The organism is Micromonospora sp. IBHARD003 (genome assembly GCF_056106285.1).
In genome coordinates, this window is the sequence record NZ_JBWBBX010000001.1 from 554,635 (window position 1) to 578,720 (window position 24,086).

The window sequence follows — 24,086 nt, forward strand, 5'->3', positions numbered from 1 at the left end:
ATGACCGCTGCCACCTCCCCCACATCACAGAAGGCGGGCCCCCCAGCGGGGCCCGCCCGGGCCGCGGATCCCCGGCACAGCCCACGGCGCCGCGCCCAGCGGCGCAGGCGGATCGTCGCCGTGGCCTTCATCCTGCCCGCGCTCCTGCTGCTCGGTGCGCTCGTCGTCTACCCCGTGCTGTTCTCCGTCGGCCGGAGCTTCTTCGACGCGGGCGGCACACGCTTCGTCGGCGGTGAGAACTACGCCGAGATATTCCGCGACCCGGCGACCCTCAAGGCCATCCGGAACAGCGCCATCTGGGTGGTCATCGCACCGACGCTGCTCACCGGCCTGGGGCTGATCCTCGCGGTACTGGTCGAGAAGGTCCGCTGGGCCACTGCGTTCAAACTGCTGCTGTTCATGCCGATGGCGGTGTCCTTCCTGGCCGCCGGCATCATCTTCCGCCTCGCCTACGAGGAGGACCCCGACAAGGGTGTCCTCAATGCCGCAGTCGTCGGGGTACACGACGCCTTCAAGGGCACGTCGTCCTATCCGAGCGCCCGCGCCCGTGACGGACAGGGGCTGACGAAGGACGCCGACGGCTCGTACACCACGTCGGACACGGTGTCACCCGGCGACCGGAGCGTCTCCCTGGGGCTGGTCGGCGTACCCCCCAAGGAACTGCCCCCGGGCACCGGGCCCGCGTACCCGGCGGCCGGCAGGCAAGCCGGGGAGGGTGAACTGCTCGGTGTCGTCTACCTGGACTTCACACCCGGCGGAGGCGGTAAGCAGGGCACGGTCGACAAGACCGAGAGCGGGCTGCCGAAGATGACGGTCGAGGCGGTACGTGACGGGCGCCCGGTCGCCACCGCCACCACCGCGTCCGACGGCTCCTTCCGCTTCCCGGACCTTCAGGCCGGTGCGTATACCATGCGGCTGCCCGCGCAGAACTTCGCCCCGCCCTACGAAGGCGTGTCCTGGCTCGGCCCGGCGCTGGTCACTCCGGCGATCATCGGCGCGTATCTGTGGATCTGGACCGGCTTCGCGATGGTGCTCATCGGCGCGGGCCTGTCGTCCCTGCCGCGTGACACGCTCGAGGCCGCCCGGATGGACGGCGCCAACGAGTGGCAGGTGTTCCGCAGGATCACCGTGCCCCTGCTCGCCCCCATCCTGACCGTGGTCTTCGTGACCCTGGTGATCAATGTGATGAAGGTCTTCGACCTCGTCTACATCATCGCGCCCGGGCCGGTGCAGGAGGACGCCACCGTGCTGGCCACCCAGATGTGGCTGGTCTCCTTCGGCGGCGGCAACAACCAGGGCCTCGGCAGTGCGCTGGGTGTGCTGCTCCTGTTGCTGGTCATCCCGGCCATGGTCTTCAACGTCCGCCGCTTCCGCAGGAGCCAGTCATGAGCGCCACCGTCACCGATCCGACCGTCGCGAAGCACGCGTCGCCCGGGCCTCGTGCGGCCCGGCGCCGGCGCTCGGGGAGCCGGCTGGGGAAGTGGCTCGGCAACGGGGTGGTCCAGGCGTTCCTGGTCCTCGTCGGGCTCGTGTGGATCACGCCGCTTGCCGGTCTGCTGCTCTCCTCGCTGCGTTCGGCGCAGGACAACGCGGGCAGCGGCTGGTGGGCGGCGCTCACCGCACCCGGGCAGCTGTCGTTCGACAACTACTCCACACTGCTCGGCAACGCGGGAATGACCCAGGCGTTCTGGAACACGGTCATGATCTCGGTGCCCGCGACCGTCCTGGTCATCGTGATCGCGGCGCTGGCCGGCTATGCCTTCGCCTGGCTGGAGTTCCCTGGCCGGGACTGGCTGTTCCTGCTGGTGGTCGCGATGCTGGTGGTGCCGGTGCAGGTCGGACTGCTGCCGGTGGCGAAGCTGTTCGGCCAGTTGGGTCTGTTCGGCACGATCCCGGGCGTGGTGCTCTTCCACGTCGCCTACGGGCTGCCGTTCGCCATCTTCCTGCTGCGCAACTACTTCGCCGACATCCCGCGCGAGATGTTGGAGGCGGCGCGGATGGACGGCGGCAGCGAGTGGCGGATCTTCACCCGGCTGGTACTGCCGGTGGGCCGTCCGGCGATCGCGAGTCTGGCGATCTTCCAGTTCCTGTGGGTGTGGAACGACATGCTGGTGGCGCTGCTCTTCGCGGACAGCTCCTCCCAGCCGCTCACCGTCGAGCTCCAGTCCCAGGTGCGCCAGTTCGGCAGCAACATCGATGTGCTGGCGCCCGGTGCCTTCCTCTCCCTGATCGTGCCCGTGGTGGTCTTCTTCGCCTTCCAGCGGCACTTCGTCCAGGGGGTGATGGCGGGCTCGGTCAAGTGAGCGGGCCGCGGCGGCACGCCGGCAGCGGTCCGCCCCGCCGGTGCCTCACGGGGGTGGGCACCTGCGGGGCGGACGTCTGCCGTCGCCGAGGGGGTCAGGGACGGTTCACGAGCGGTACAGCAGCGCCTTCATGGCCTTGGTCAGAACCGCCTCGGGGTCGGACTCCATCCCGGGCGAGCGCCACGCCATGAACCCGTCCGGGCGGACGACGACGGCCCCGTCGGGTGCGGCGCCGTGCAACTCGGCCCAGTCGAAGCCGGTTTCCGGGATCAGGTCGGCGTCGGGTCCCTCGGCCACGACATAGGCGTCGAGCACGCACGAGAGCCGGTCGGCGACGGCTCGCGCCGCCTCGCGCCAGGCCTGGCCGCCCGGGCCGGTCAGCAGTACGTAGGACCGCTCGTACAGGTCCAGCGTGGAGATCCTGCGCTGTGCGCCGGGGCGGTGCAGCCACATGTGCGGGGCACGGCTTCCGGGTTCGCCGGTGAGCTGGATGCCCTTGGGGACGACGGGCATGTCGGGGTCCGCGCCGAGGACGGCGCCGTGCGGGTAGCGGTAGCCCATCGCGACGGCCAGCATCCCGCCCGGGCTTCCACCGGGACCACCGGCGATGCTCGGACCACCAGGACCACCAGGACCACCAGGACCACCGGGTCCGCCGGGGCCACCAGGTCCGCCCGCGCCCGGACCGCCCGGACGACCGGGGCCTCCCGCGCCCGGGCCACCGGGACCACCGGGACCACCTGAGCCTCCCGGGCCGCCGGGACCGCCGCCGCGGCCGGCCACCGACGACGGGTCGTACCCCGGGTGGCTGTGCTCCTCCGACCTGCTCGACGCCCGCATACCCGTGGCCCTGGCCACCGGCAGGCGCTCCGCCTCGTAGGTCCCCAGCAGCCCGGGCCCCGCCGAGCCGTCCAGCACCAGGGCAAGCTTCCAGGCGAGGTTGTGCGCGTCCTGGATACCGGTGTTGGAGCCGAACGCCCCGGTGGGGGACATCTCGTGGCAGGAGTCGCCGGCGAGGAAGACCCGGCCCGACGCGTAGTGCTCGGAGACCCGCTCGGCGGCGTGCCAGGGGGCCTTTCCGGTGATCTCGACGTCGATGTCCGGGGCGCCGGTCGCCTTGCGGATGTGGGCGATGCAGCGCTCGTCGGTGAAGTCCTCGAGCTTCTCGCCCTGGTCGGGCTGCCAGGGCGCGTGGAAGACCCAGTTCTCCACGTTGTCCACCGGCAGCAGGGCGCCGTCCGCCTCGGGGTTCGTCAGATAGCAGACGATGAAACGGCGGTCGCCGACGACATCGGCCAGAGCACGGGACCGGAACGTGACGCTGACGTTGTGGAACAGGTCGCCGAGGCCCGTCTGGCCGATGCCGAGCTTCTGGCGCACCGGACTGCGCGGGCCGTCCGCTGCGACGAGGTAGTCCGCCCGCACCGTGCGGGTCCGGCCGGTCTCACGGTCCTCGATGACCGCGGTGACGCCTTTCGAGTCCTGCTCGAACGAGGTGAGTTCGGTGGAGTAGCGCAGATCGCCGCCGTTCTTGCGGGCGCACTCCAGCAGCACCGGCTCCAGGTCGTTCTGGCTGCACACGCACCAGCCCGAGGGGCTGATCCTGGCCAGTCCGTCGCCGGGGTCGATCGCCTTGAGCAGCCACTCGCCCTCGTCGCCGACGAGTGACGGCGTCTGGAGGATGCCGTGGTTGCCGGCGAGTGCGGAGGCGGCCTCGTGGATGAGCGGTTCGGCGCCCGCCACCCTGAACAGCTCCATCGTGCGTACGTTGTTGCCGCGTCCTCGCGGGTGCCTCGAGGTGCTCGCGTGCCGCTCGACGAGCATGTGCCCGACGCCGAGCCGGCCCAGGAACAGCGACGTGGACAGGCCCACCAGCGAGCCACCCACGATCAGGACCGGTACGCGGTCGTCGAAGTTTTCTTCCATCAGTAGCTCCAGCTCCAGGCGCCGGTTGGGGGGAATGGAGTTTCCATGCCCTTGCGGGAGCGCCTCGATCGCCCCTTCACCCGCATGGTTCACACATCTCGCGCCACCCGTGGTATCGGCACAGGATCGAAGCCGGACAGCCACACCGCGCGAGCGCTGACCGGCCGTCCCTATGCGTCGGACCTCTTACTCCGAACCCCGGAGAGCCGGCTCCGTCACTTGCTGACGGCTTCACTGTCTCGAAGGAGATGCGTGGAACATGACAACTCTGTCGGAACGTATATCTCAGTCGGCCTTCGACGGCTCCAGGCTGCGGGTCGTACTGCTGGTGGATCTTCACGACGGTGCGCAGCAGACCTTTCTCGCCGCGTACGAGCACATGCGCAGCCAGGTGGCGTCGGTACCCGGCCATCTGAGCGACCAGCTGTGCCAGTCGATCGAGAACCCGTCGCAGTGGCTGATCACCAGCGAGTGGGAGAGCGCGCCGCCCTTCATCGAGTGGGTGAACAGCGAGGAGCACGTCGACGTGGTGAAACCGCTGCACAGCTGTGTGCGGGACACCCGTTCGCTGCGCTTCAGCGTGCTGCGTGAGACGGGCAAGATCCACACGGAGGCCCGTGCCGCGGAGCTCGGCGGTTCCCTGCAGCCATACGCGCGGATGGGTGACGGTGTGGTCCGACACGCCCTCACCTTTACCGTCAAGCCCGGCAGCGAAGAGGTCGTCGCCGAGATCCTCGCGGGCTACAAGTCACCGGAACCGCGGGTCGACGACAACACCCGGTTGCGCCGTACCTCTCTCTTCATGCACCGCAACCGTGTGATCCGCGCCGTCGAGGTGCAGGGCGACCTGCTCGCCGCCCTGCGCCATGTGGCCCGGCAGCCCGAGGTGCAGGCTCTGGAAGAGGCCATCAACCCCTATCTGGAGCAGCACCGCGATCTCAACGACCAGGAATCGGCCCGGATGTTCTTCACCCGGGCCTCCCTCCCCGCCGTCCACCATCTGGCGGCTGTCGACGGGGAACACCCGGATTCGCAGCGGCACGCGCTGTACTACCCGGCCAAGCGGGGCTGCGGTATGGCCCTGGCCAAACTGCTCGCCCGTCAGGACGAGGAGGCCGCGAACGATCCTTCCGGGGTCATCGAGAGCAGCACCATCTTCCTGCGCGACGACGTCGTCATCCGGCTCGTCGACGTGCGTGGCGGTCTCGAGGCCGCTCCGCTGCTCGCGGGGGGAGCGCACGGTCCCCGCAAGGCCGGCATGGTGGCCCGTCTGCTCGACGAGGACGCGTTCGGCGGCGCTTCTCAGGCGACGGATGCGGACATGGTCCGCTTCCTCGCACGCGCCGACATGCGCCTGATCACCGATCGCCGGTCCCCCGCCGGCCCCTGAACCGCCCGCCCTGCGCCGCGCGGTGCGGCGCGCCGGAGCGATCCGGTCCGCCGCACCGCCGGCCCAACGCCATACGGCCACGTGGAGGAATCTCATGACCACACCTCATCGCATCGTCGACCTCAGCGAGACCCAGCCCAACACCAGGCGCGGAGGCGATCTGCGCGCCATGCTCACGCCCACCACGGTGGGGGCGACGAGCGGCTTCATGGGCCTGGCGATCGTGGAGCCCGGCGACCGCATCGGTGAGCACTACCACCCGTACTCCGAGGAGTTCGTGTACGTCGTCAGCGGAGCACTCGAAGTGGACCTGGACGACGAGACATACGCGCTGCGCCCGGACCAGGGTCTGCTGATCCCCGCGTACGTACGGCACCGGTTCCGCAACGTGGGCAGCTCGGAGGCACGGATGGTGTTCCATCTCGGTCCTCTGGCGCCGCGTCCGGAGCTCGGCCATGTCGACACCGAGGAAACCCCGGCCAAGGCCGGCACCGCAGGGCACCGGCCGCCCGAACGGACGAGGACGGCTTCATGACACGGCGGGTAGCAGTCACCGGCGTCGGCATAGTGGCGCCGGGAGGCGTGGGCATACCGGCGTTCTGGGACCTTCTGGCCAACGGCCGCACGGCGACGCGGGGCATCACGCTCTTCGATCCGACGGGCTTTCGCTCGCGGATTGCCGCCGAGTGCGACTTCGACCCGGCAGCCCACGGTCTGGACTCGGAGACGATCCAGCGCGCGGACCGGTACGTCCAGTTCGCGATGGTCGCCGCCCGGGAAGCGCTGCGTGACTCGGGGATCGACCCGGAGCGCGAGGACCCGTGGCGCATCGGGGTGTCCCTGGGCACCGCGGTCGGCGGCACCACCCGTCTGGAGCACGACTACGTCAAGGTCAGCAGCTCCGGGCGGCGCTGGGACGTGGACCACAGCGAGGCGCAGCCGCATCTGCACCGGGCCTTCTCGCCCAGTGCCCTCGCTTCCGAGGTCGCGGAGCAGACGGGGGCCCGGGGCCCGGTGCAGACCGTGTCGACGGGCTGCACCTCCGGTCTCGACGCGATCGGCTATGCGTTCCACGCGATAGAGGACGGCAGGGTCGACGTCTGCATCGCCGGCGCCTCGGACTCGCCGATCTCCCCGATCACGGTGGCCTGCTTCGACGCGATCAAGGCGACCTCCGCGAACAACGACGATCCCGCCCATGCCTCGCGCCCCTTCGACGCGAACCGGGACGGTTTCGTGATGGGCGAGGGCGGAGCCGTCCTCGTCCTGGAGGAGCTCGAGCACGCCCGTGCCCGCGGCGCCACCGTGTACTGCGAGCTCGGCGGCTACGCGACCTTCGGCAACGCGTACCACATGACCGGGCTGACCCGGGAAGGCCTGGAGATGGCGCGGGCGATCGACACCGCGCTCGACCACGCCCGTATCGGCGGCTCGGACATCGACTACGTCAACGCGCACGGCTCGGGCACCCAGCAGAACGACCGGCACGAGACCGCCGCGGTCAAGGAGTCGCTCGGCGCCCATGCCTACAAGGTGCCGATGAGCTCCATCAAGTCCATGGTGGGCCACTCGCTCGGCGCCATCGGGGCGATAGAGATCGTCGCCTGTGTGCTGGCGCTGGCCCACCAGGTGGTGCCGCCCACGGCGAACTACGAAACCCCCGACCCCGAGTGCGATCTCGACTATGTGCCCCGCACCGCGCGCGCCCTCAAGCTGCGCAACGTGCTCTCGGTCGGCAGTGGATTCGGCGGATTCCAGTCCGCCGTGGTGCTCACCCGGCCAGGAGGGAGGACACGATGAGTCCTCGGCAGGACCGGCGTCCGGTCATCACCGGAATGGGTGTCGTCGCCCCCAACGGGGTCGGCACCGATGCCTTCTGGAAGTCCACGCGAGAGGGCCTCAGCGTCCTCGACCACATCACCAGGGAGGGCTGCGAACACCTGCCGGTCCGCATCGCCGGCGAGGTTCGCGGCTTCGAGCCCGAGTCGCTGGTGGAGGAACGTTTCCTCGTACAGACCGACCGGTTCACCCATTTCGCCATGGCCGCCGCCGACATGGCGCTGGCCGACGCGGGGATCGTCCCGGGCGACTACGCCGACACCCCCTTCGGTGTGGGAGTGGTCACCGCCGCCGGTTCCGGCGGCGGTGAGTTCGGCCAGCGCGAGCTGCAGCGGCTGTGGGGGCAGGGGTCGCGCTACGTCGGCCCGTACCAGTCCATCGCCTGGTTCTACGCGGCGAGCACCGGCCAGATCTCGATCCGGGGCGGGTTCAAGGGTCCCTGCGGTGTGGTGGCCAGCGACGAGGCGGGCGGTCTGGACGCCATCGCGCACGCCGCCCGGGCGATCGGCAGAGGTACCGACACCGTGGTCATCGGGGCGGCCGAGGCGCCGCTCGCCCCGTACTCGCTCGTGTGCCAGCTCGGTTACCGGGAGCTGAGCCTGTGTGAGGAGGCGGAGCGGGCCTACCGGCCCTTCACGCCCAGCGCATGCGGCTTCGTGCCCGCCGAGGGCGGCGCGATGCTCGTGGTCGAGGCGCATGCCACGGCCCGCGAGCGGGGCGCCGCGGTGCGCGCGGTGGTGGCGGGCCACGCCGCCACCTTCACCGGCGCCTCGCGCTGGCAGCAGTCCCGCGAAGGGCTCGCCCACGCGATCCGTGGCGCCCTGGCGGACGCGGAGTGCGCCCCCGAGGAGATCGACGTCGTGTTCGCGGACGCGCTCGGCATCCCCGAGGCGGACCGGGCCGAGGCCATGGCGATCGCCGACGCCCTGGGCCCGCACTGCACACGCGTGCCTGTCACGGCCCCCAAGACCGGCACGGGCCGGGCCTATTGCGGCGCTCCGGTGCTGGACACCGCCGCCGCGGTGCTCGCCCTCCAGGACGGTCTCGTCCCGCCCACACCCAATGTGTCCGACGTGTGCCACGACCTGGAAGTGGTGACCGGCAGGGCCCGTCCGGCCGATCTGCGTACGGCCCTGGTGCTCAGCCGAGGACTGATGGGCTCGAACGCGGCGCTCGTGCTCAGGCGCGGCGCCGACAACCCCTCGTGAGAAGGAGGACTCTCACATGACCACGCAAATCACCAAGCTGACCATCGAAGAGCTGGCCGCTCTGATGAAGAAGGGCGCGGGCATCACGGTCGACCCGGCGGATATGGGCGGCCGGCCCGAAGCCCGGTTCGATGAGTACGGCCTCGACTCGCTTGGCCTGCTGGGCATCGTGGGCGAGCTCGAGAACCGCTACGGACGCCCGCTGCCCGCCGACGCGGACCGCTGCAAGACCCCGCGTGAATTCCTCGACCTCGTCAACAACTCCCTCATGGCAGGAGCGTGAAGTGTCCGGGCACACCGAGAACCAGATCACCATCGACGCCCCCCTCGATCTCGTCTGGGACGTGACCAACGACATCGAGAACTGGCCCCAGCTGTTCAGCGAGTACGCGTCCGTCGAGATCGTCGAGCGCGACCGCAACACCACGACGTTCCGGCTGACCATGCACCCCGACGAGAACGGGAAGATCTGGAGTTGGGTGTCGGAGCGCACGACCGACCGCAAGGCGCTGACGGTCCGTGCCCGGCGTGTCGAAACGGGTCCTTTCCAGCACATGGACATCCGCTGGACCTACAAGGAGACCCCGCAAGGCGTCCTGATGCACTGGACGCAGGACTTCGCGATGAAGCCCGACGCCCCGGTCGACGACGACTGGATGACCGACAACATCAACCGCAACTCCAAGGTCCAGATGCAGCTCATCAGGGACAAGATCGAGCAGCGGGCGCGTGAGCGCGAGGCCGTTGCCGTGACCACCTCGGACTGATCCGGTCCGCACCACCCACCCGAAGGGACTCCCCCGCGATGCACCATGCTCTGATCGTCGCCCGTATGGCCCCTGGCACGGCCCCCGACATCGCCAAGGTGTTCGAGGAATCCGACCGGGGCGAACTGCCGGAACTCGTCGGGGTCACCCGGCGCACGCTGTTCCAGTTCGGCGATGTCTATCTGCACCTGGTCGAAGCCGACCGCCCGCCCGGGCCGGCGGTCGCCAAGGTGGTGGACCACCCCGCGTTCCGGGACGTGAGCGACAAGCTCTCCGCCTATGTCAGTGCGTACGACCCCAAGACGTGGCGCAGCCCGAAGGACGCGATGGCCCACGAGTTCTACCGCTGGGAGCGCGGCGCCTGACGGAGCCCGGGCCTCGGCCGAAGGCCGGGGAGAGTACCGAGCCCCGAGCACCACAGTCGCCGGCCCCGCGCCCGGGGAGAACGCGGAGCCGGCGAGGGGGAAGAGGAAGACGAAAAACGAAGACGACGGATGAAACAACAATCCCCCCACGAGGCCCCCACGAGGGGCAAACAGCAGAGACAAGGCCCCCGTCCGAAGACGGGGGCGCTGCTCTGTGTGGTGTTCGGTTGTGGTCCGCGTCCGGTTCAGGTGCTCAGGCCGCCGGAGTGATGCTCTCGATGGCGTGCAGATACGGGTTGACGGGACGGACGTCGCCGACGATGAGCCCGGCATCGGCCATCCGGCTGATCATGCTGTCCTTGGTGTGCTTGGCACCGCCGACGTTCAGAAGCAGCATCAGGTCCATCGACGTGGTGAACCGCATCGAGGGGGTGTCGTCGACGAGGTTCTCGATGACCACCACCCTGGACCCCGGGCGGGCCGCCCCGATGACGTTCCGCAGGGTCCTGCGGGTGCTCTCGTCGTCCCATTCCAGGATGTTCTTGATGATGTAGACGTCGGCCTCGACGGGGATGGCTTCGCGGCAGTCGCCGGGGACGATGCGGATCCGTTCGGCGAACGCCCCGCCGTCGCGCAGCCGGGGGTCCGCGTTCGCCACCACCCGCGGGAGGTCGAGCAGGGTGCCCCGCATATGGGGGTACTTCTCCAGCAGGCAGGCCAGCACATGGCCCTGGCCTCCGCCGATGTCCGCGACGGTCGTCACCCCGGTGAGGTCGAGGAGTTCGGCGACCTCACGGGCCGACTGCATGCTGGACGTGGTCATGGCCCGGTTGAAGACCTGGGCCGACTCCTGCGCGTCCTCGTGCAGGTAGTCGAAGAACCCCTTGCCGTACAGCCGGTCGAAGACGCCCGAGCCGGTCCGTACCGCTTCGTCGAGGAGCGGCCAGGCGTCCCAGGTCCAGGGTTCGGTGCACCAGAGCGCGATGTTCTTCAGGCTGTGCGGGTCGTCATCGCGCAGCATGCGGGACATCTCGGTGTGGGCGAACCGTCCGTCCCCCCGCTCCTCGAAGATCCCGTAGCAGGACAGGGCCCGCAGCATCCGCCGGAGCGCCCGGGGGTCGCTCCGCACGGACGCCGCCAGCTCCTCGGCCGTGGCGGGGCTGTCGCCGAGCGCATCGGCGACCCCCAGCTTCGCCGTGGCGCGTACGGCGGCGGCGCAGGCCGCCCCGAAGACGAGCTCCCGCAGCCGCATGGACGGCGGAGTGGTGGCCTCCTGCGAGGTGGTGGTGCTTACGGTCGTCATTCCGCCTCGTTTCTCATGGTGTGGGGGAGGTGCGTCGGCGCCCGTGTCAGCACATGCCGGCGGGTTCGGAAGCCTTGCAGTAGTTGCCGCCGAACTTGTTGCCCTCGCCGGTGTCACGGTTCGCGAGATCCGGCACGGTGTTGGCCACCAGAACGTTGTCGCTGACCTCGTTGCGGCTGTTGGGCGAACCCACCACGCTCTTGAACAGCACGATCCCGCCGGCGAACGGGGACTTGCCGGTGTGACCCCAGAGCACGTTGGACTCGACGGTCGTGTGCTCGGCACCGGTCAGCACGATCCCGGCGCCCTGGATCTCGGGCAGCCTTGCGGTCTTCGCGCAGAACTTGTTGTTCTGGAACACACTGTTCCCGCGTACGGCCAGATCGCCGGTGCGCGGTACGCCCTCGTCGCCGACGATGAACACACCGCCGCAGTTCCCGGTGATGGCGTTGCCTTCGACGACGAGATTGCGCAGTCGGCGGATCGTCACCCCGATACGGTTGCCCGCCAGGTAGTTGCCGGCGACCACGGCACCCTTGGTGTCCAGGGCACCGGCCTCCGTGTCGGTCGTGTTCGACAGGAAGATGCCGGACTCGGCGTTGTCACGGGCGACGTTGCCGCGGAAGTCACCCCCGACCGAGCGCTCCTGGGCGATCCCCCAGTTCCCGTTCTTCTCCACGGTCACCTTGCGTACGGACAGCCCCTTGGTGCGGGAGGCGAAGATGCCGTTCTTCTTGAAGGCCCGGACCGTGAGCGCCTGGATCTGCACGCCCTCGACCGACTTGGCCTCCGTGCCGAGGACGCAGATCCCGTTGCCCTTCTGGGCACAGGCGTCCTTGGCCGCCTTCACCGGCGGAGCGATGACGGTGCGCTTGCCCGCGCCGCGCAGCGTCAGGTCCGAGGTCGTGATCGTGACACTCTCGTTGTAGGTTCCGGCGGCGATGTCGATGACATCGCCGGGCTTCGCGGCATTCACCGCGGCCTGGATCGATTCCCCGGGCTGGACGTCGTGATTGTCCTTGGCATGGGCGGGCGCTGCGACGCCGACGCCAGAGGCGACGATGAGGGCGGCGCATCCGAGATAGGTGATCTGTCGTTTCGTCATGAGTTGAAATTATGGGCAGTTATGACAATTCGCCACATACTGTGCCGTTAGGGTCGCGCACCGTAGTCCGAACGGGCACCCTCTCGGCGTGTCGCCGACCGGCGACCGGCGAAACGCAACGCCGCATCCCACGTCACCCCATCCCCGGACCCCGCACACGGCGTCAGAGCGCGGGCGAGCACGGGTCCGATGCCCTCGTCGCCCCACACGCCCCGACCGAAGCCCTCCCGGCTACCCTGAGTGACGGCTTGCACGGTGAGATAACGGAACGTGTTCGATCGCGCCTCCGTTCCGTGCAGCCGCGCTCCCCCTCTGCGAAATGCGTCCGACCTCTCTACTGTCGGATCAGAGCTCGACCCTGACGGAATGCCCTGGGACACCCATCCGAACCCGGAGGTCCCCATGCCGGAGCTGTTCATCGGCGGCGCCTGGACCGCCGCGGCCGATGGGAGGACACGGGAGATCCGGTGCCCTGCCGACGGCACCCTGGTCGCCACCGTCGACGAGGCCGGGCCCAAGGACGCCGCCGCCGCGGTCGCCGCGGCCCGCGACGCCTACGACCGGGGGCCCTGGCCCGGCACGCCGGCGGCGGAGCGCGGGGCACTGCTGCTGCGGGTCGCCGCCCTGCTCGAACGGGACAAGGACGCACTCGCGCGCGCCGAATCGCTCGACACGGGAAAGCGGCTGGTCGAAAGCGCGTACGACATGGACGACATCGCCCGGTGCTTCCGCTACTTCGGCGGTCTCGTCGCCGCGGGCGGCCGCGACCGTGTCGTCGACACCGGCGACCCGGGAGTGGACAGCAGAGTGGTCCACGAGCCGGTGGGCGTCTGCTCCCTGATCACGCCCTGGAACTACCCGCTGCTGCAGACCGCCTGGAAGGTCGCCCCGGCCATCGGCGCCGGCAACACCTTCGTCCTCAAACCGAGTGAGCTGACACCGCACACCGCCGTCATGCTGATGCGGCTGCTCACGGAGGCCGGTCTGCCCGACGGGGTGGCCAATCTGGTGCTGGGCGCGGGCGCCGTCGTGGGTGCGCCGCTCACCGAGGATCCACGGGTCGACATGGTGTCGTTCACGGGCGGGCTGGTCACCGGCCGGCGCATCATGGCCGCGGCCGCACCGACGGTGAAGAAGGTGGCGCTGGAGCTCGGGGGCAAGAACCCCAACATCGTCTTCGCCGACGCCGCGTTCGACGCCGCCGTGGACCATGCGCTCACGGCGGTGTTCCTGCACTCCGGCCAGGTCTGCTCGGCCGGGGCCCGGCTGCTCGTCCAGGACGAGCTGCACGACGCCTTCGTCGCCGAGATCGTCAAGCAGGCGGAGGCCATCCCTCTCGGCGGGCCTTTCGACGAGAGGGCCCGTGCGGGGCCGCTGATCTCCGCGGCGCACCGCGACAAGGTCGAGGCCTATGTGGCAGCGGGGATCGCCGAGGGCGCGGTGTTGCGCTGCGGCGGTATGCGCCCCGAGGACCCCGCGCTGCGGAACGGCTTCTACTATCTGCCGACCGTGCTCGACGAGTGCACCCCGGGAATGTCCGTGGTGACCGACGAGTCGTTCGGCCCGGTGCTCACCGTGGAACGGTTCCGGAACGAGGACGAAGCGGTCGCCCTGGCCAACGACACGGTCTACGGGCTCGCGGGGGCCGTGTGGACCGAGGACACCGCCCGCGGCCACCGGGTCGCCTCGCGGGTGCGCGCGGGCACCGTATGGATCAACGACTTCCATCCGTACGTCCCCCAGGCGGAGTGGGGCGGGATGAAGCAGTCCGGCTTCGGCCGCGAACTCGGCCCCACCGGGCTGGCCGAGTACCAGGAGGCCAAGCACATCTGGCGCACTCTGTCACCCAGCCCGCAGAGGTGGTTCGCATGACGACGGACACCGGTCCCGCCCCCCAGGCGCAGGGCCCATCCCCCGGCCACGGCGGCCACGACGACGACGCCGCGATCGCCGAGCTCGGGTACAAGCCGGAACTCAAGCGCACCCTAGGCAACTTCCACACCTTCGCCGCGGGCATCAGCTACATCTCCATCCTCACCGGCACCTTCCAGCTGTTCTACTTCGGCATCGCCTTCGGCGGACCCGCCTACTGGTGGTCCTGGCCCATGGTCTTCGTGGGACAGCTGATGGTCGCCCTCTGCTTCTGCGAACTGGCCGCCCGCTATCCGGTGGCCGGTTCCGTCTACAACTGGGCGAAGAAGATGGGCGGCCCTCATGTGGGCTGGCTGGGCGGCTGGATGATGCTCACCGCGACCATGGTGACGCTGGCCGCGGTGGCACTCGCCTACCAGATCACCCTGCCGCGGATCGATCCGTTCTTCCAGTTCATCGGTAACGGCACCGGCTCCAGCGCCGCGGCCAACGCCGTCCTCCTGGGCTCGGTGCTCATCCTCTTCTCCACGCTCGTCAACGCCTTCGGCGTCAAACTCATGGCGCGCATCAACTCCGCGGGCGTCTTCATCGAGCTCGTCGCCGCCGTCGCCCTCATCATCTGCCTGGCCGTCCACATCACCCGGGGACCGGGCGCCGTCCTCACCCAGACCTACGGACTCGGCGCGGACTACACCTGGGGCTACTTCGGTGCGTTCCTGACCGCTTCCCTCGCCTCCGCCTATGTGATGTACGGCTTCGACACGGCCTCGTCGCTCGGCGAGGAGTCGCACAGCCCGGCACGCAACTGCCCACGCGCCATCCTGCGGGCGCTGATCGCGTCGTTCGTCATCGGCGGACTCATCCTGCTCTTCGCGCTGATGGCCGTACCGAACCTGTTCGCGAAGCAACTGTCCACGGAGGGCCTGCAGTACGTGGTGCTGGCGACACTGGGACCGAACATCGGCGAGGTCTTCCTGTGGTGCGTCGTGATCGCGATCACCGTCTGTGTGCTGGCCGTGCACGCCGCGGGCATCCGGCTGATGTTCGCCATGGCCCGGGACAACAACCTGCCCGCGGGCTCGAAGCTCGCCCGGGTCAGCCCCCGGTTCCAGACGCCCGTCGTACCTGCCGTCGTCATCGGCGTGGTCGGTGTCGTGGTTCTGGTCATCAACATCAACCAGCCGCAGATCTTCTCGGTGATCACCAGCATCGCGATCATCATGATCTACATCGCCTATCTGCTGGTCACCACACCCATGCTGATCCAGCGGCTGCGCGGCACCTGGAAGCCCGTCGAAGGACGCTTCTCGCTCGGCAGGTTCGGGCTGCCGGTCAACATCCTCGCCGTGCTGTGGGGCGCCGCCATGTCCCTCAACCTCGCCTGGCCGCGTGCCGAGGTCTACAACGCGACCGGCCCGCAGCACTGGTATCTGCGCTGGGGCGCGTTCCTGTTCATCGGCATCGTCGCTGCGGGCGGGTTCGCCTACTACTGGTTCGTGCAGCGGCACCGTACGGGCGTGCTCTCCGAACACGCCGCGCAGGTCATGGATCCGACGAGTCCCTGACAGCGGGTCACCCGGGCGCCGTTCCCCGGAGTCCCGGCCGCCCGCCCGTGCGCACGGTATCCCGTCCGCCGTCCGGCACCTGCGACCTCTCTGGAGCTCCGATGACCACAGACAGCCCCCTGGCGGAGTTCGACCACGTGGTGGTCGGCGGTGGCACGGCGGGAGCCGTGATCGCCGCGCGGCTGACCGAGGATCCGGACGTCACGGTCTGCCTGGTGGAGGCCGGACCGTCGGACGTGGGCGATGACGGCGTCCTCAGGCTGGAGGGCTGGATGGCCCTGCTCGGGTCCGGCTTCGACTGGGACTACCCGATCGAGCCCCAGGAGCACGGCAACGACTTCCTGCGGCACGCCCGGGCCAAGGTGCTCGGCGGCTGCTCCTCGCACAACTCCTGCATCGCCTTCTGGGCACCCGCCGAGGACCTCGACGAGTGGGGCGCGATGGGCTGCACCGGCTGGAGCGCCGCGGACTGCTTCCCGCTCTACCGGCGTCTGGAGACCAATGAGGCGCCCGGCGGCCACCACGGGCGCTCGGGCCCGGTCCATCTGCGCACGGTCCCCCCGCGCGACCCGTGCGGGCGCGCCCTGCTGGAGGCGTGCGAGGCGGCCGGTATTCCCCGTACGCCGTTCAACACCGGGACCACCGTGGTGCGCGGAGCCGACTGGTTCCAGATCAACTCCTTTCCCGACGGCACGCGGGCGTCCGCCTCGGTGTCGTATCTGCACCCGGTGCTCGGCAAGCGCCCCAATCTGGAGGTGCGGACCGGCCGCCAGGCCCGGCGCCTGCTCTTCGGCGACGACGGGCGCTGCACCGGTGTGGAGTATCTGGAGCCGGACACCGTTCGCACCGGAGCCGTCTCCGCGCGGCGCGAGGTCATCGTGTGCTGCGGTGCGATCGACTCGCCGAAGCTGCTGATGCTTTCGGGCATCGGACCGGCGGAACATCTGCGGGGGGTGGGGATCGACGTCCGGGTCGACTCCCCCGGGGTCGGATCGAATCTGCAGGACCACCCGGAGGGCCTGATCATGTGGGAGGCGAAGCAGCCCATGGTCACCACCTCCACCCAGTGGTGGGAGATCGGGATCTTCACCGGCACCGAACCGGGTCTGGACCGGCCGGACCTGATGTTCCACTACGGGTCCGTGCCCTTCGACATGAACACCTACCGGCGCGGCTATCCGACGTCGGACAACGCCTTCTGCCTCACGCCCAACGTCACGAGGGCCCGTTCACGGGGCACGGTGCGGCTGCGCACCCGCGACTTCCGGGACAAGCCGATGGTCGACCCGCGCTACTTCACCCATGAGCACGACCGCCGTGTGATGACGTACGGGCTGCGGCTGGCCCGCGAGATCGTGGCGCAGGCTCCGATGGCCGACTGGGCCGGTGCGGAGCTGGCTCCGGGCCCGGGTGCCCGCAGCGACGAGGAGTTGTTCGCGTACGTGCGCGACACGCACAACACCGTCTACCACCCGGCCTGCACGGTGCGGATGGGCGCGGACGAGGACGCGGAAGCGCCGCTGGACGCCCGGCTCCGGGTCAAGGGTGTGCGGGGGCTGCGGGTGGCCGACGCCTCGGTGATGCCGTTCCTCACCGCGGTCAATCCGTGCATCACCACGATGATGATCGGCGAGAAGTGCGCCGACATGGTCAGGGAAGGCTGACGGCGACGGGAACGGCAACGGCCCACGGTCCGTGGCCCGGATCGGGGGCCTCGGACCGTGGGCCGGGGATTGCGGGACAGCCCTCAGGGTGTCCTGGTGATCCAGCGCCGGAGCGTCGCGTTGGTCGTGTCGTCCAGCAGGCAGAGTGCCTCGATGGCTTCGAGGTCGCCGGGCAGCGGCGCGATCCCGGCGGAGGTGAGAGCCGTGTGCAGGTCCAGACGACGTGAATCCGCCGGGCTCAGCGCGATGGGAAGCCGCTGGTCCGGATCGGGGGCCGGCAGAAGAAAGTCACCGGCGTGGATACCGCTGGAATCGCCCAGCCTGCCGAAGATGTCGGCGCCGGGAAAACGGTAGAGATCAACAGCCATGAGAGCCTCCTCAGTGGTGACACTGAAAGCCAGGAGTCCCCCACCGCCGGGACCGGTTGCGGAAGGGGCCGACGACCACCCGAATGGCCCTGTGGTGGTGTGTCACTGCTCTACGAACGACCCCTGGCCTGCGCTCGGTTGACGGTCCCCGGGGCGCGGGGCACGGCCTCCGCACACCGCCGGCAACCTGTGACTTCGCCGTCGCCGCGCGGGCGAGGAGCGCCGGCTCACGCACGCGGCGGCCCGACCACACTCCCGGCACCGGCTCGGCCCGGGGCCCGGGCCCTTCGTCTGGCTCCGGGCGGCGACCGGACGCCCGTATTTTCCGGCCACCGGGCCACGTCGTCCGGCCACGTCACCTGGACGGATCTGCGCGGCAACAGGCCGCTATGCAGCGCTCCGCTCCGCGCTTCGCGACGGTTGCCCGCGCACACCCATGGCCGAATGCGCGACCATGCCAGTAAGGTCTTCGCCGAGTCGGCACCCCCCGCAACCATGGCGTCGTCCGCTCCTTGACTCGCCCACTCGGTCCGGAGCGGGACAGCATGGAGGGAGGGGCCGCCGGCGGTGGCTGCCCGCGCAGGGAGGCGCTACAGACAGTGACCAGGCAAAGCTTTGCGTTCTGTGGGGCGGAGCTGGCCGCTGTCTATGTGCTCGCCGAGGGGGGCCAGGAGCTCCATCTGGCGGAGATGACCGGCGACCGCAGTGTGCTCTACGGGCTGCCGGCGATCCTCGCGGTGGAGGGGCACTCACCGGCCGCCGACGCCTTCCGCGCCGGGGCCTCACTGTGGCTGAACCCGAAGGAACTCGCCGCGTACATCGAGAGCGACCCCCATCACTTCCCCGGCCGGATCATGCGGAACACGCCAGGATCGTCGACCGCCAAGGTCTCCCTGGGTGCCCTGCCCCTCGGACGCGGCGCCAAGGAGCTGGGGTGCCTGGTGGTGGCGGGAGAGGTCACGGACGGTTTCAGCCCCGACCGCCGCAGCCTTCTGGAGCTCTACGCCGACCAGGTCGCGGCAGGGCTCGAATCCGTCGCGGCCCGTGTCCCGGGCCGTGCCACGCCCCGGCCCCAGCTCGGGCAGAGTCTGGTGCCGCTGCGAGGCGGCGCGTTCATCCTGGAGCTGGGCACCGGACGCATGGAGGCGCACGCGCACGTCCTGGACCTGCTCGGTATCGATCGCGAGCACTTCGACGGCCAGGTGGAGACCCTGCTGGCCTGCGCGGTGCCGGACGACATACCCGCCCTGATGGCCGTCGTGGAACCGGACCGGCTGTCCGCCACCTCGCAGCAGCTGGCGTTCCGCATCCGCCGCCCGGGCGGCGAGCTGCGCTGGCTGGGGCTTCGATGCCGGGTCGAGGTGGACGCCGACGGGACACCGGAGCGGGTCCTGGGCGTGGTCGCCGACGCCGCCTATCTGCGTCCCAGCGCCGACGAGGTCTCCATCGTCCAGCGGCTCTCGGCCACTCTGGCGCGGGCCAGGACGATCCGGGACGTCAGCCAGCTCGTCGTCGACTCGCTGCGGGAACCGCTGCGGGCCAGCCGGGTCGCCGTCGCCGAGCTGGAGGCCGACCGGCTGGTCGTCACCCTCCTGGACCCTCCGGAACCGGATGCCTGGCCGGACCTCTGGCGTTCCGAGTGGCGATCCGAGTGGCCCGACGCGCCCACCCACGCCCTGCCGACCCTGCAGACCGCGCTGAGGGAGGGCCATGTGAGCCTCTGGCCCGCGGGCGCGGACCTCGAACCCGGGCTGGGGGGCATCGGGCCCGGCGGGCTGGCCGTGCTCCCGCTCCCGTCCGACGGCCGGATGGTCGGGGTGTGCCTGGTCGGGTGGGACGAAGAGCACCTGTTCGAAACGGAGGAGCGGTCGCTGCTGACCGCGACCGCCGGGCTGGCAGGCCAGGCCCTGATGCGGGCCCATGCGCTGGACGCCGGGCACGAACTGGCCACGATGCTGCAGCGCAGCCTGCTGCCCCGGAAGCTGCCGGAGCTGCCGGGCGGGGTGGCCGTGGCCCGCTATCTGCCCGCGACGGCCGGGCTCGAGGTGGGCGGCGACTGGTACGACGTGATTCCGCTGCGCGACGGCCATGTGGCGCTCGTCATCGGGGACGTACAGGGCCACAGCGCCGGAGCGGCCACCATCATGGGCCAGATGCGCACGGCCGTCAGGGCCTACGCGGTCGAGGGCCATCCGCCCGATGTGGTGGTCGCCCGCGCCAACCGGCTGCTCGTGGGCATGGAGACGGATCTGTTCGCCACCTGCCTCTACGTGGACCTGGACATGGAGGAGGGCATCGCCCGGCTGGTGCGCGCCGGCCATCTGCCGCCGGTCATCCGCTTCCCCGACGGCAGCACCGAGGTGATGGCCATCGAGGGCGGCCCCCCGCTCGGCGTACTCGCCGACGAGGAATTCCCCCTGAACGAGGCCGGCCTCGCCCCCGGCACCCTGCTCATCCTGCTGACGGACGGCCTGGTGGAATCCTCGACCCTGCATGTCGACGACGGCATGCGGCGGGTGTGCGACGTGCTCGCCGCGGCCGATCCGAGCGAGCCCGGACGGGTCGCCGACGAGCTCCTCGTCAGCGCGAACCGCCGTGACGACGACGTGGCCGTGCTGGTCCTGCGCTACGACGGCACCCGGGTCCGGCCCCTGCGGACGCACTGGACGGTGTGGCGGCTCCCCAACGCGGTGCTGCACGCGCGGCGCTACACGGCCCGCACGCTGCGCTCGTGGGGCGTGGTGGAGGAGCTCGACGCGGTCCTGCTGGTCGTCTCGGAGCTGGTGACCAACGCCATCGCTCACACACAGGGCGAGGTCCGCCTGGAGCTGACGCTCTCCGCCGACCGGCTGCGCATCGCCGTGAACGACACCTCGCCCCGTAGCCCCGTGAAGCCGGCCGCCGTGGACTGGGAAGCCACGGGCGGCCGTGGACTGCTCATCGTCGAGGCGACCACGGCGGCGTGGGGGTCGGTGCCGCTGTCCGGCGGCAAGCAGGTGTGGGCCGAGATCCCGCTGGCGCCGCGGGAGCGGCTTGCCAAAGCCTCGTAGCCCGTCGCTGCCCCGCACGACACGACCCACCCGCGTCCCCACCCGCGTCCCCACCCGCGTCCCCGTTCCCTTCCCCGGTCACGACACCCCCGCCCTCGCGTACCCACGAGTAGACACTGTCTACCAAGTTTTGGTAGACAGTGTCTATGACCGAAGAGGACACAGGGCTGCGCGCCCGACTGATCGATACCGGAGTCGACTTGGTGCTCCGGGAGGGGGTACAGGCGCTGTCCCTGCGGGAGATCGCCCGCAGGGCGGGGGTCTCGCACGGGGCGCCGCGGCGCTACTTCCCGTCCCACCTGGATCTGCTGTCCGCCATCGCACGCCGCGGTTTCGCGGAGCTGGCCGACCGGGCCGCCTCGACGATCGCGGAGGTGCCCGCGGACCCCCGGGAGCAGCTGGCCGCGCTCTCGCGCGCCTATCTGGACTTCGCGCTCACCCGCCGCGGCATGTTCGAGCTGATGTTCCGTCACGATCTGCTGGAGAGCAATCGTCTGGGCCTGCGGGAAACGAGCCTCCCGCTGTTCGGTCTGCTGGTCGAGCTGGTGGCCAGGGCCTGCCCGCACCTCGGCTCCGCAGGCGGCACCGCTCACGGCTCCGCACCGGTCGCGGCACCCGGCCGGGCGGCGAACACGACGCCGGGCGCGGTCGCAGACACCCCGCCGGACACGGCCGGGGACCCGGCGGCGCCGTCCGTCGTCGCCGCGGCGCTCTGGGCGAATCTGCACGGCATCGCCCAACTGTGGCTGTGGGGCAGCCTTCCCCTCGTAGCCGGGCTCGACGATGTCGAGCCGCTGCTCCAGGCCGCGCTCGACGCCCATCTCGGCCCGGTGAGCCGATGAGTGGGGCACCCCACCGCGGCGCGACACTCGTCTGCAGCATCGCCGGTGCCTCGATCGTCGCTCTGGACGGCACCGTACTGACCATCGCCCAGCCGACGCTGCAACGGGATCTGCACGCCTCGTTCGCGCAGGTCCAGTGGACCAGCACCGGATATCTCATCGCCGTGGCCGGGCTGCTCGTCTTCGCCGGCAGGCTGGGCGACCGCTACGGCCACCGGCGGGGCTTCGCCGCCGGGACGCTGGGGTTCGGCGCGGCATCGGCGGGGATCGGCCTCGCCCCCGACGTCGGCTGGGTGATCGCCCTGCGCATCGTCCAGGGGGTCTTCGGCGCCCTGCTCCAGCCGGCGACCCTCGGGATGCTGCGCGCCGTGTATCCGCGTGACGGGCTCGCACGGCCCATCGCCCTGCGCACCAGCGCCATCGCCGCGGCAGCGGCGGCCGGCCCGGTCGTCGGCGGAGCCCTCACCACCCACCTGGGCTGGCGCGCCGTCTTCTTCCTCAACGTCGTACCCGCGCTCGCCGTCGGGGCGCTCGCGCTGACCGTCCGCGTTCCGGTGCCGCAGGACCGTTCCACCGGGCTCGACATGCCGGGAGCCGCCCTTCTGTCGGCTGCGCTCGCCTGCCTGGTGTACGCGCTCGCCGGCGTCCCGGATGACGGCTGGACCACGACGACCACGGCGGCGGCGACCGGAGCCACGGTGGCGGCGGCGGCCTTCGTCAGGCACGAGCGCCGCACCCCGAACCCGCTGGTGCCCGCGGCTGTGATCGGCTCGGTACCCGTCGCCTCGTCACTCGCCGTACTGCTGGCGGCTTCCGCCGCGATGTTCGGTGCCCTGTTCGTCGGTACGTACTTCCTTCAGGGCGTTCTCGGCCTCGATCCGCTGTGGAGCGCGCTGGCCGCTCTGCCGGGCCCGGTGGGCATGGTGGTGGGCGCCCCGGTGGCGGCGCGGCTGCTGCGCAGGTGGGGAGCCCGGCGGACGGCCGTGGCCGCGGCCCTGCTCCTCGCCACCGGCATCCTCGCGCTCTCACGACTCGGCCCGACGGCCTCGTCCACGGCGGTCGGGGGGTCGTTCCTGCTGCTGGGCGCGGGGTTCGGCACGGTGATGGTGACCGCGACCGCCGTCGTCGTACGCCAGGCACCGGTTCACCACGCGGGGGTGGCCGGCGGGCTCCAGCAGACCGTGATGAACATCGGTCCTGCGCTGGGGATCGCCGCGGCGACCGCGTTGCTGGGCGCCGCGGCCCCGGGCAGGCCACAGGGGGACGCACACCTGGCAACCGGCGGTTTCGCGTCGGCGATGCCGCTCACTCTGGGGGTGCTCGCCGCGGCCGCCGCGGCCGGGGCAGTGATCGCCTGCGGGCTTCCACGGCGCACGCGCGCGGTGGCCGAGCGCAAGCCGCATCCGGTCACGGCGGACGCACCCTGAGGGGCGTGGAGGGCCGAAAAGCACCCACGGCGGCCGCCTTCTCAGGCCGACGGCCCCTGCGGCTCGAGCCTGCGCAGGCGCTCGGCGTCACAGACGCGGGGGCACGTGCCGCAGGCCTCCGCCGGGCGGATCGTGTAGTACAGGCAGCAGCCGAGCCGGTCGCGCGTCGGGTGCGAGCGCCCGTCGCGCCCGGCGAGCCGCCGGAAGTCCGCTCCGCCGGGGTAGGGCGGCAGGGGGCCGGGAAGCAGTTCGTGGGCCGCCCGTACGCCCTGCTCCTCCTGCCCGAGCATCCGGCCGAGGTACCAGATCCCGGAGACCAGGTCGTCGCCCACCATGCCCCACAGGGCACGCGGCCCCCGCCGCAGCCGCGGCCCCATCGCGGCCAGCAGGGGCCGCACATGGTCGGCGACCGCCGCACGCAACTCGGCCCGCAGCGCCTCCTCGTGCGCCACGACACGTACGCCCGGCAGTGCCGCGGCGGGGTCGCCAGGCAGACAGGCGAAGCCCCCGGGGACGACCGCGTAGCCACCGGTGGCGAGGGCGACCCTGACGTCGGCCGGGCGGATCCGGGGCACCCGGCGCTCGAGGTACCAGGGGCCGCTCATCAGCAGGCACACGGACCACAGATAGCCGTGCAGCGCGCGGGAGGCGACCACGTCGGGGCGGGCGGTGTGACCGTACTCCCGCTGGATGCCCAGGGCCTCGGACTCGAGGAAGACGTCGAGGCATTCCGGACGGGACGCCAGTTCCGCACCGTCGGCCCACCCCTGGCCGGCCGGCATGCCGGGCGGGAGGACGTCGGCCTCCCACGGCGGGCAGACCGCGCGGAGCCGCCGGTAGACGGATGCCAGCAGCGCGTTGCAGCTCATGGCGGATCCGGCCGACGGTAGTGCCGGGGCCAGGGTCACGGGCGCTCCTCAGCGTACGGTCACCACACCAGGGATTCGGTAAGGCAAGGCTCACCTTAACCATATGAAGATCCATCCGCGTCAACCGGGGCCGCGTCGCGGCGAATTGACAGACTTAGGTGTGCCTAACCTAGGCTCTCGCCCCATGGTCCTGTCCGGGTGATCTCCGAGGACGGCGGAGATC

Annotated in this window: 20 protein-coding genes; 15 read left to right on the forward strand and 5 right to left on the reverse strand. The window is 70.7% G+C overall.

Features of this window, described 5'->3' with window-relative positions:
* Window positions 1-1,389 carry an ABC transporter permease subunit gene (locus ACTWOL_RS02275; protein WP_474293740.1) on the forward strand — a complete coding sequence of 463 codons (1,389 nt, stop codon included), beginning with the start codon at window positions 1-3 and terminating at the stop codon, window positions 1,387-1,389.
* Window positions 1,386-2,303, forward strand: coding sequence for a carbohydrate ABC transporter permease (locus tag ACTWOL_RS02280; RefSeq protein ID WP_474293741.1), 918 nt, complete (start codon window positions 1,386-1,388; stop codon window positions 2,301-2,303). Before ACTWOL_RS02275 ends, ACTWOL_RS02280 begins: the two co-directional genes overlap by 4 nt.
* A 105-nt stretch (window positions 2,304-2,408) precedes the next feature.
* On the opposite strand, the gene ACTWOL_RS02285 is transcribed toward ACTWOL_RS02280, so the two are convergent.
* Window positions 2,409-4,229: an FAD-dependent oxidoreductase gene (locus tag ACTWOL_RS02285; RefSeq protein ID WP_474293743.1), complete on the reverse strand. Its 1,821-nt coding sequence runs from the start codon at window positions 4,227-4,229 to the stop codon at window positions 2,409-2,411.
* 259 nt (window positions 4,230-4,488) lie between these two features.
* Between ACTWOL_RS02285 and ACTWOL_RS02290 the strand changes: the two genes are divergently transcribed.
* From ACTWOL_RS02290 to ACTWOL_RS02320, 7 genes are all read left to right on the forward strand, one after another.
* Window positions 4,489-5,619, forward strand: a complete 1,131-nt coding sequence (locus tag ACTWOL_RS02290) for a SchA/CurD-like domain-containing protein (protein WP_474293745.1) — start codon at window positions 4,489-4,491, stop codon at window positions 5,617-5,619.
* A 94-nt stretch (window positions 5,620-5,713) separates the two neighbouring features.
* Complete coding sequence (locus ACTWOL_RS02295) at window positions 5,714-6,154, forward strand: cupin domain-containing protein (protein ID WP_474293747.1); 441 nt, start codon at window positions 5,714-5,716, stop codon at window positions 6,152-6,154.
* Window positions 6,151-7,419, forward strand: coding sequence for a beta-ketoacyl-[acyl-carrier-protein] synthase family protein (locus ACTWOL_RS02300; protein ID WP_474293749.1), 1,269 nt, complete (start codon window positions 6,151-6,153; stop codon window positions 7,417-7,419). Before ACTWOL_RS02295 ends, ACTWOL_RS02300 begins: the two co-directional genes overlap by 4 nt.
* Window positions 7,416-8,666, forward strand: a complete 1,251-nt coding sequence (locus ACTWOL_RS02305) for a ketosynthase chain-length factor (RefSeq protein WP_474293751.1) — start codon at window positions 7,416-7,418, stop codon at window positions 8,664-8,666. The genes ACTWOL_RS02300 and ACTWOL_RS02305 overlap by 4 nt, the downstream gene beginning before the upstream one ends.
* A gap of 16 nt (window positions 8,667-8,682) precedes the next feature.
* A complete protein-coding gene (locus tag ACTWOL_RS02310) occupies window positions 8,683-8,949 on the forward strand; it encodes an acyl carrier protein (protein ID WP_474293753.1) in 267 nt (88 codons plus the stop codon).
* A gap of 1 nt (window position 8,950) precedes the next feature.
* Entirely contained in the window at window positions 8,951-9,433 is a 483-nt protein-coding gene (locus ACTWOL_RS02315; RefSeq protein WP_474293755.1) for an SRPBCC family protein, read from the forward strand.
* A gap of 38 nt (window positions 9,434-9,471) precedes the next feature.
* Window positions 9,472-9,798, forward strand: a complete 327-nt coding sequence (locus ACTWOL_RS02320) for a TcmI family type II polyketide cyclase (protein WP_474293756.1) — start codon at window positions 9,472-9,474, stop codon at window positions 9,796-9,798.
* A gap of 253 nt (window positions 9,799-10,051) precedes the next feature.
* Here ACTWOL_RS02320 and ACTWOL_RS02325 read toward each other — a convergent pair whose 3' ends face one another.
* On the reverse strand, window positions 10,052-11,101 hold the full coding sequence (locus tag ACTWOL_RS02325; RefSeq protein WP_474293758.1) for a methyltransferase: 1,050 nt from the start codon (window positions 11,099-11,101) through the stop codon (window positions 10,052-10,054).
* Window positions 11,102-11,147: 46 nt separating this feature from the next.
* On the reverse strand, window positions 11,148-12,206 hold the full coding sequence (locus tag ACTWOL_RS02330) for a right-handed parallel beta-helix repeat-containing protein (protein WP_474293760.1): 1,059 nt from the start codon (window positions 12,204-12,206) through the stop codon (window positions 11,148-11,150).
* Window positions 12,207-12,608: 402 nt separating this feature from the next.
* Here ACTWOL_RS02330 and ACTWOL_RS02335 point away from each other — a divergent pair, with 402 nt between their 5' ends.
* From ACTWOL_RS02335 to ACTWOL_RS02345, 3 genes are all read left to right on the forward strand, one after another.
* Window positions 12,609-14,078 carry an aldehyde dehydrogenase family protein gene (locus tag ACTWOL_RS02335; RefSeq protein ID WP_474301077.1) on the forward strand — a complete coding sequence of 490 codons (1,470 nt, stop codon included), beginning with the start codon at window positions 12,609-12,611 and terminating at the stop codon, window positions 14,076-14,078.
* Window positions 14,075-15,643, forward strand: a complete 1,569-nt coding sequence (locus tag ACTWOL_RS02340) for an APC family permease (RefSeq protein WP_474293762.1) — start codon at window positions 14,075-14,077, stop codon at window positions 15,641-15,643. The genes ACTWOL_RS02335 and ACTWOL_RS02340 overlap by 4 nt, the downstream gene beginning before the upstream one ends.
* Window positions 15,644-15,744: 101 nt before the next feature.
* Window positions 15,745-17,307: a GMC family oxidoreductase gene (locus tag ACTWOL_RS02345; RefSeq protein WP_474293764.1), complete on the forward strand. Its 1,563-nt coding sequence runs from the start codon at window positions 15,745-15,747 to the stop codon at window positions 17,305-17,307.
* An 83-nt stretch (window positions 17,308-17,390) separates the two neighbouring features.
* On the opposite strand, the gene ACTWOL_RS02350 is transcribed toward ACTWOL_RS02345, so the two are convergent.
* A complete protein-coding gene (locus ACTWOL_RS02350; protein WP_474293766.1) occupies window positions 17,391-17,675 on the reverse strand; it encodes a hypothetical protein in 285 nt (94 codons plus the stop codon).
* 545 nt (window positions 17,676-18,220) lie between these two features.
* Between ACTWOL_RS02350 and ACTWOL_RS02355 the strand changes: the two genes are divergently transcribed.
* The 3 genes from ACTWOL_RS02355 to ACTWOL_RS02365 all read left to right on the forward strand — a co-directional run bounded on the left by ACTWOL_RS02355 (window position 18,221) and on the right by ACTWOL_RS02365 (window position 22,994).
* A complete protein-coding gene (locus tag ACTWOL_RS02355; protein ID WP_474293768.1) occupies window positions 18,221-20,725 on the forward strand; it encodes a SpoIIE family protein phosphatase in 2,505 nt (834 codons plus the stop codon).
* A gap of 146 nt (window positions 20,726-20,871) precedes the next feature.
* On the forward strand, window positions 20,872-21,567 hold the full coding sequence (locus tag ACTWOL_RS02360) for a TetR/AcrR family transcriptional regulator (RefSeq protein ID WP_474293770.1): 696 nt from the start codon (window positions 20,872-20,874) through the stop codon (window positions 21,565-21,567).
* Window positions 21,564-22,994 carry an MFS transporter gene (locus tag ACTWOL_RS02365; protein WP_474293772.1) on the forward strand — a complete coding sequence of 477 codons (1,431 nt, stop codon included), beginning with the start codon at window positions 21,564-21,566 and terminating at the stop codon, window positions 22,992-22,994. Before ACTWOL_RS02360 ends, ACTWOL_RS02365 begins: the two co-directional genes overlap by 4 nt.
* Window positions 22,995-23,035: 41 nt before the next feature.
* On the opposite strand, the gene ACTWOL_RS02370 is transcribed toward ACTWOL_RS02365, so the two are convergent.
* The gene (locus ACTWOL_RS02370) at window positions 23,036-23,902 is read right to left on the reverse strand and encodes a (2Fe-2S)-binding protein (RefSeq protein WP_474293774.1); all 867 of its coding nucleotides are present in this window, start codon (window positions 23,900-23,902) and stop codon (window positions 23,036-23,038) included.
* Window positions 23,903-24,086: the final 184 nt, after the last annotated feature.

What these genes read in the sequence shown, in the direction of transcription:
- ACTWOL_RS02275 (WP_474293740.1), top strand. Translation starts at nt 1, where the DNA reads ATGACCGCTGCCACCTCCCCCACATCACAGAAGGCGGGCCCCCCAGCG.
- ACTWOL_RS02280 (WP_474293741.1), top strand. Translation starts at nt 1,386, where the DNA reads ATGAGCGCCACCGTCACCGATCCGACCGTCGCGAAGCACGCGTCGCCC.
- ACTWOL_RS02285 (WP_474293743.1), bottom strand. Translation starts at nt 4,229, where the DNA reads ATGGAAGAAAACTTCGACGACCGCGTACCGGTCCTGATCGTGGGTGGC.
- ACTWOL_RS02290 (WP_474293745.1), top strand. Translation starts at nt 4,489, where the DNA reads ATGACAACTCTGTCGGAACGTATATCTCAGTCGGCCTTCGACGGCTCC.
- ACTWOL_RS02295 (WP_474293747.1), top strand. Translation starts at nt 5,714, where the DNA reads ATGACCACACCTCATCGCATCGTCGACCTCAGCGAGACCCAGCCCAAC.
- ACTWOL_RS02300 (WP_474293749.1), top strand. Translation starts at nt 6,151, where the DNA reads ATGACACGGCGGGTAGCAGTCACCGGCGTCGGCATAGTGGCGCCGGGA.
- ACTWOL_RS02305 (WP_474293751.1), top strand. Translation starts at nt 7,416, where the DNA reads ATGAGTCCTCGGCAGGACCGGCGTCCGGTCATCACCGGAATGGGTGTC.
- ACTWOL_RS02310 (WP_474293753.1), top strand. Translation starts at nt 8,683, where the DNA reads ATGACCACGCAAATCACCAAGCTGACCATCGAAGAGCTGGCCGCTCTG.
- ACTWOL_RS02320 (WP_474293756.1), top strand. Translation starts at nt 9,472, where the DNA reads ATGCACCATGCTCTGATCGTCGCCCGTATGGCCCCTGGCACGGCCCCC.
- ACTWOL_RS02325 (WP_474293758.1), bottom strand. Translation starts at nt 11,101, where the DNA reads ATGACGACCGTAAGCACCACCACCTCGCAGGAGGCCACCACTCCGCCG.
- ACTWOL_RS02330 (WP_474293760.1), bottom strand. Translation starts at nt 12,206, where the DNA reads ATGACGAAACGACAGATCACCTATCTCGGATGCGCCGCCCTCATCGTC.
- ACTWOL_RS02335 (WP_474301077.1), top strand. Translation starts at nt 12,609, where the DNA reads ATGCCGGAGCTGTTCATCGGCGGCGCCTGGACCGCCGCGGCCGATGGG.
- ACTWOL_RS02340 (WP_474293762.1), top strand. Translation starts at nt 14,075, where the DNA reads ATGACGACGGACACCGGTCCCGCCCCCCAGGCGCAGGGCCCATCCCCC.
- ACTWOL_RS02345 (WP_474293764.1), top strand. Translation starts at nt 15,745, where the DNA reads ATGACCACAGACAGCCCCCTGGCGGAGTTCGACCACGTGGTGGTCGGC.
- ACTWOL_RS02350 (WP_474293766.1), bottom strand. Translation starts at nt 17,675, where the DNA reads ATGGCTGTTGATCTCTACCGTTTTCCCGGCGCCGACATCTTCGGCAGG.
- ACTWOL_RS02355 (WP_474293768.1), top strand. Translation starts at nt 18,221, where the DNA reads ATGGAGGGAGGGGCCGCCGGCGGTGGCTGCCCGCGCAGGGAGGCGCTA.
- ACTWOL_RS02360 (WP_474293770.1), top strand. Translation starts at nt 20,872, where the DNA reads ATGACCGAAGAGGACACAGGGCTGCGCGCCCGACTGATCGATACCGGA.
- ACTWOL_RS02365 (WP_474293772.1), top strand. Translation starts at nt 21,564, where the DNA reads ATGAGTGGGGCACCCCACCGCGGCGCGACACTCGTCTGCAGCATCGCC.